We start from the raw sequence: 343 nt of genomic DNA on the forward strand, positions 1-343 counted from the left end.
AGAATTTTTATCTTCCTTCCCTTGAAGATCTGGAAGCAGGAGAAGAGCTTCTTAATAGCTTTGATATTGATGAAATAGAGCTTGAAACCCTGCTTTTTCAGACAGGATATCTGACCATAAAACATCTGGAAGAAATAGGAGGGACAAGGGTATATCATTTGAGCTATCCCAATTTAGAGGTAAAAAGTTCTCTACACAAACGAATTTTAACTAAGCTTTTGGGGTCAATATCACGTAAAGACAAACACCTGATAAATACTTACAGAATTTTAATAAGCGGTGATATAGAAAAGTTAGTAGATGTATTTAGAAGTTTTTTTGCGTCAATACCGCATGATTGGTA

At 34.4% G+C, this 343-nt stretch carries 1 pseudogene; it reads left to right on the forward strand.

Annotated elements, in window-relative coordinates:
* Window positions 1-343 (forward strand): annotated as a pseudogene (locus TH606_RS11790) (hypothetical protein); the annotation flags it as partial.

Source organism: Thermodesulfatator autotrophicus (genome assembly GCF_001642325.1).
GTDB lineage: Bacteria > Desulfobacterota > Thermodesulfobacteria > Thermodesulfobacteriales > Thermodesulfatatoraceae > Thermodesulfatator > Thermodesulfatator autotrophicus.